Genomic DNA, 5,467 nt, shown 5'->3' on the forward strand with positions numbered 1-5,467 from the left:
TTAAGTGTTCCATGAGCCAACACGCCCTTCATTTTTGTTTCGTGGTACTTAAAGATGGATCGCAGGGTATGGGTGTGATCATCTTTCCCCAGGTACCGCGATTTCAAACTGGATGCGGTGATAAATTTACCTTCATAGCGCAAGGCTTCGTGACATTCATAAATCCGGGCTTCGATCTGCCATAATAACTTATTGAGCACCCTGGCTTTTTCGGAGCGCCCGTTGACCCTTCCCGATTTGGAATTCCACTTTGAAGGTTCAACAGCTAATTGGGTACTCACCTCGGCTCTTTTTCCGGCGATGGTAATTCGTACATAAATGGGGCATTGGCCATTTCTGGATTTGGCCTTGGCGATCCAGAAATTGATGTAGAGATTTTTTGAAGTAGACATGTCTCTCGTTCTTTAAGTTAAACTTCGATGAACGAAAGATTTCCGCAGTCCTATTCTGAGAGGTTTCAAGATAGTAAATATCCCGAAATTCGGAGGAGGTAACCTTTTAGGTAACCTTTCAATATGTATCAAAATGAAACATTCCTATGAAAAACAGGCCAAAAATGCCAGATTTCATAGGAATATTCAGTATTTGTGCCTGATTATAGGCTCTGTAAGTCGGGATGACAGGATTTGAACCTGCGACCCCACGCACCCCATGCGTGTACGCTACCAGACTGCGCCACATCCCGAAAAAACAGCCGAAGCCGTTTTTGTAAAATCATTAAACCTAAACATTTTTCAGTTTCAACGTGGGGTAAAAACCGAAAAATCACCCTGAACAAAGCTCAAAAGTGGACTGCAAAAATAAACGATTCTGATATATTACAATAGCTTTTTCAGGAGAAATTCTGCCCTGATCTCCGGACGCTGCTTAACTGTTTGTCTATCAAAATCAAAGTGCGATTTGTAGCCGGTTTTCGTTGTGATCAGGGGGAGGAGCAGGCCTGAAAAAAATTACCCCCGGCATCAGGAAATCCCTGACCCGGGGGTAAAAAACCAATTAATTAAGAAAACTTAGTTGAACCTGTAGCTTACACCTACCTGGATCATGGAAGTGGTCATATCGTAAGACACTTCAGATCCCGGGAACGCTCCAAGCGGATTGTCTGGTGAAATGAGCTGTGGGTTATAAATAGGTCCTGCGGTTGCACCATCACTGTCACCGTAGTGGTATACAGCGTCAAGTACGAACGTATCACTGAATTCATAGCTAAATCCGAACTGGTAAGCATTCTTGATAATGGCCGTAGCCGGAATATTAAAGAATGCAAGTTCTGAAGTGATCGGATTGGTAGAGTTGGTATATCCTACACGTAAAGGAAGCTTGTTGATCCCCTTGTACTGAATACCTGCAGAAAGGATGTTGATGTTCTCCCATCCGAATCCTCTAACTGATGCAGTTGGAGTCCATCCTGCTTCATCAAATCCGGCGGTATTCTCGTAGTTCACCCATCTGTAATCCAGGGCAAGGTCGATGTTTCCAAGAGAGTAACCGAGTCCTAGTGACAGAATAGAAGGGTAATTCATTTTAAATGAATTCTCTCCTGTGCTTCCGTCCAGGTAGGTATTCTCCAGGTCGAAATCTGAGAAGCTCTGGGTCGTTTTATACGAAACCCCTGCTTTTAGTCCTGTAGGCGAATGGTAGTGTACCCCGAACTGCGCTCCGAAACCAAATGCTGAAGCACGGTCTGTAGAAGGATATCCTGCTGTAGGACTTGGATTAGCGGTTGGATTGGGCATTAATTTGAGTCCCGCGTAGTTGATGTTTGGCTGAATACCAATAGAAAGGTTATCGGTAAGTTCATAAGCCCAGGTAAATCCGAGCTGGAACAAGAGGTAATCACTTTCGATCGTACCAAAGCCTCCAAACTGCTGTGGAGCATTAATAGGATTGGTCATACTTTCAGGGAAGGTTACTCCAAAACCACTGATCCCGAAGGCAGATACTCCAAACTTGGAACGACTATCGTCATCGCCCCATGAAAAGGCCAATGCCGGCATTGGTGAAGTACCGCGGTCATCTTCAGTAACTCCGCTGGCGAATTGTCCGGTAGGTTGACCGGTATTTGGATCGATCACAGGAACGGTAGATCTCAGCTCCGGAGAAGAAAAGAAAGCTCCGATATCAAATTTAAGCTCAGACCCTTCAAAGGTAGCCAAGGCTGCGGGGTTCCACTGCATGGCTCCGGATATATCAATGGCTTGAGCCGTAGCGGCACCACCCATGGACATATTTTTTGCACCCACTCCCTGCATGATGTGACCTGCCTGAGCAAACACACCTACTGTTGCAAAAAGTGACAGCATGCTAAAAATTAATTTTTTCATCGTGTTTTGATTTAAGTTTACATTAGTGAAAAGTGATCATGTATTGGTGGGATCTGTTAGCTAAATTAACAGGAAGAGATACCATAGCGTATGACTTTTGTCATATGTAGCGTACAAAAGCATTGTTATACAGGTAAAATTCTGGCAAACAATGTGTTAATACTAATTCTTGATCACCTTTTTCAGGAAGGTTCCTTCACCTGTAACGGCTTCTAGAACGTAAATCCCTGATTGAAGAAATGAGAGGTCCGGACGGGGTTCGAAGGTCTCGTGTATCCTGGAACCTCTGAGGTCATAAACCCTGGTACGTACTACTTTTTTATTGTATTGTACTACCGATCTTACGGGGTTGGGATAAATGAATAAGGGTCCGTCATTGGGTATCCCCTCGATAATGGTTAGTGGAAATACCTGTGTAATGCTATTTCCCGAAGCATCGGTCAGGGTGATCTCCAGCTCGTAGTTGCCACTGCGTAGGGATAAGCCGGGAGCGAAGCTTTGGGTGATGGTAATGTTCTCCTGTGGCGTACAATTATCACCTACGGCAAGCAGAGTGGTAAAATCCGGTAGTTCCAGGTCTGCTCTTTCTGCGACATAGAATTCTAAAGGCAGTTCTTCTGCCGAAGTAAATAATTCCGGGGGAATAAGATCGACCACTTTTACTGTGGCATTGCAATTACTGGTGTTGCCATAGGCGTCGGTAGCGCTTACAGCAAGGATCTGGTCGCCTATCGATTCACAACTGTATGTGGCATTATCAAAGCTAACCGTAAAGTCGCTGGGGTCTTTTATATTGGCACGGATCAGGGCTTCGTTCACTTCGCCCTGACCCGAAGGATCCAAAACAACTACGATCTCCTCACAGGCGATCTCAGGTGGCCGGGTATCGACTACGTTCACTGTGCGCGTTGTTTGGGAGGTATTCCCATAGAGGTCGGTTGATGTGTATACCACCTCGTAGGTGCCAACACCGGTTTCGAGGGTGGTGGCATCGACGATCACTTCAGAACCATCGTCGGTCTGGGCGCCGGGATCGTCAAATGGGAGGCCTGCTTCCTGCGTATACGGATTCTCGCCCTGCAGGGTGATCACCGGGGGGATCACATCATCCAGCTCGAACGCTCCGATATCGCCCAGGGGACCAAGAACAGCCTGGTTTCCGAAGAAATCTGTCGGACTGTCATTGCCGTCTACCGGGATAGCCACATTAACGGCAGGTGATCCATAATCCAGCTGATAGGCGGGTATGGTTTCCAGGTTCTTTCCAAATCCTATGGTTCCGCCTTTTCCGGGATTCATTAGCAGGGGATCGCCATAGAAGCCCACAGGAGCTCCTTCCAGTAGTTCATTGCCACTGGCCCTGAAATTTTCCAGGGTAGTGTAGGGTACACCTTGATAGTTCCACAAGGGAGTTTGTTCTGCGTAATAAAGGTTGTTGACGAAGCTTACGGGATAGTCCTGCGGAATGCTTACCAGGGCCGGATCTCCTGAGGTAAATAACAAGTTATTGGTAAAACTGATATCGGGCCCGAGAGATATCGAGGCCAGGGCACCGGCCGCTGCCAGGTGAGGATTGGTTTCGGAAGTGCTTACGTATACGGTGTTGTGATAGATCTTGATACGCTCGGGCGGAAAGGTAGGATTGAGGTTAAAAAGATAAATACTACTTCCGTTCGTACGCCCGTCATTCTCACTAATGTTATAACGCACCGTAATATTGTACATGGGGCGCGAATCGACATATTGCCCGATGAGAAATCCGGCCCCGTCATTATCGTGGGAGTAATTGTATTGCATGACCGCATTGGTCACCCCGCCGTCAAGGTCGAATCCGCCCCCGTCACAGCCGGTTCCTGACTTCATATTGTAGGCTTCACAATGCTGAATGGTAACCCGGTTGGCATCGAAATACCAGATACCCACGGGGCCGCCACATTGGGTGTTATTGTATCCGCAGTTGTAGACCACGCAGTCTTCAATAACAGAATCCTGAACGTTGGAGATCATGATCCCGCTTCCGCTATGGTATTCTTTGTCGAACCCGGGAATGTCGTATACTTCAGAATTCCTTATGACGATATCTTCATGTGCATATCCGAACTTATTCTGATCGTGATCGCCAATGACCACGATCCCGTTATCGAGGCAGTCGTGAACTTTGACGTTGTCAATGAGCACATTCCTGAATCCTGAATTCCCGAATGTAGACTGTACCGTAATACCATTGACACCAAACCCGCTTATTTCAAGATCCCGCAATTCAATGTTCGCAAGCTTAAAATCGTTTTCCAGCAGATTGGCCAGATAAATGCCACTTTGGACGTTGCGTTCCATACCACTACCGGTAAGTTCTAAATTATGGATCGTGATACCCTCTGTATCATTGATCACGATGCCAAAACTATTCTCCCCAAATATGGTGGCCCTCCCATCTCCAAAAGAGGAGACCTCGAGAATGTTTTCCGGATCATTACCATCATCTTCTTCAAGGTATAACGTACCTGTAAAGGAGTCACCACCTCTGAACATGATACGGTCTCCGGGAAGAAAAGAGTTTAGATTAACATGAGCGATGCTTTGCCATGCAGTTTCGGGAGTTAGTCCGTCGGCGTTGTCATTTCCGTCCAGGGCAACGTAATAGGTGGTATTTTGACCTAACAGAGGTAGAGTAGAAAAAAGGAGCAAGATAAGCGTACCGCTAATGGCCCAAATGTATAAGGGTGGAATACGAAGGAATAGGAAATTCAGGAATCTCAAGGGTAGTCGCTGCATCATCAAACATCATTTCTAATGCACAAGTAGCGAAAGGTTAAAGGGAAGGGAATGGAATATTAAAAATAATCATTAATCACTCATAATCAGATCATTAGCCGACTTAAAGCTTTAAAAATTAGAGGTGTGGAACAGTTGATAAAAACTCTGACAGAAAAGTCTATTTTATCTGAGGATATTTTTATTTACAATGTTCTTGTCGGATTTGAAAAATGTTTTATTTTTGCACCCTCATTAAGAAAGTCTTGAAGGATACTTTTGATCATCAGACTTCTTTCGGGGTGTAGCGTAGCCCGGTTATCGCGCCTGCTTTGGGAGCAGGAGGCCGCAGGTTCGAATCCTGCCACCCCGACACATTGAGCCTACAATCA

Annotated in this window: 3 protein-coding genes and 2 tRNA genes; 1 reads left to right on the forward strand and 4 read right to left on the reverse strand. The window is 45.9% G+C overall.

The window, feature by feature from the left end; genetic code table 11:
* The 4 genes from IS446_RS15000 to IS446_RS15015 form a co-directional block, all read right to left on the reverse strand.
* Positions 1 to 392: Arm DNA-binding domain-containing protein (locus IS446_RS15000; RefSeq protein WP_235996536.1), on the reverse strand; the 392-nt coding region annotated here is incomplete at its 3' end.
* A 219-nt stretch (positions 393 to 611) separates the two neighbouring features.
* A tRNA-Pro gene (locus IS446_RS15005) sits at positions 612 to 685 on the reverse strand.
* 325 nt (positions 686 to 1,010) lie between these two features.
* Positions 1,011 to 2,324: an OmpP1/FadL family transporter gene (locus IS446_RS15010; protein WP_203061576.1), complete on the reverse strand. Its 1,314-nt coding sequence runs from the start codon at positions 2,322 to 2,324 to the stop codon at positions 1,011 to 1,013.
* A 162-nt stretch (positions 2,325 to 2,486) separates the two neighbouring features.
* Complete coding sequence (locus IS446_RS15015; protein ID WP_203061577.1) at positions 2,487 to 5,099, reverse strand: right-handed parallel beta-helix repeat-containing protein; 2,613 nt, start codon at positions 5,097 to 5,099, stop codon at positions 2,487 to 2,489.
* A 274-nt stretch (positions 5,100 to 5,373) separates the two neighbouring features.
* Between IS446_RS15015 and IS446_RS15020 the strand changes: the two genes are divergently transcribed.
* Positions 5,374 to 5,448: transfer RNA gene (locus tag IS446_RS15020), tRNA-Pro, on the forward strand.
* Positions 5,449 to 5,467 lie beyond the last annotated feature (19 nt).

Origin of the sequence: Robertkochia sediminum (genome assembly GCF_016786255.1) — a bacterium.
In the GTDB taxonomy this organism is placed as follows: Bacteria; Bacteroidota; Bacteroidia; order Flavobacteriales; family Flavobacteriaceae; genus Robertkochia; species Robertkochia sediminum.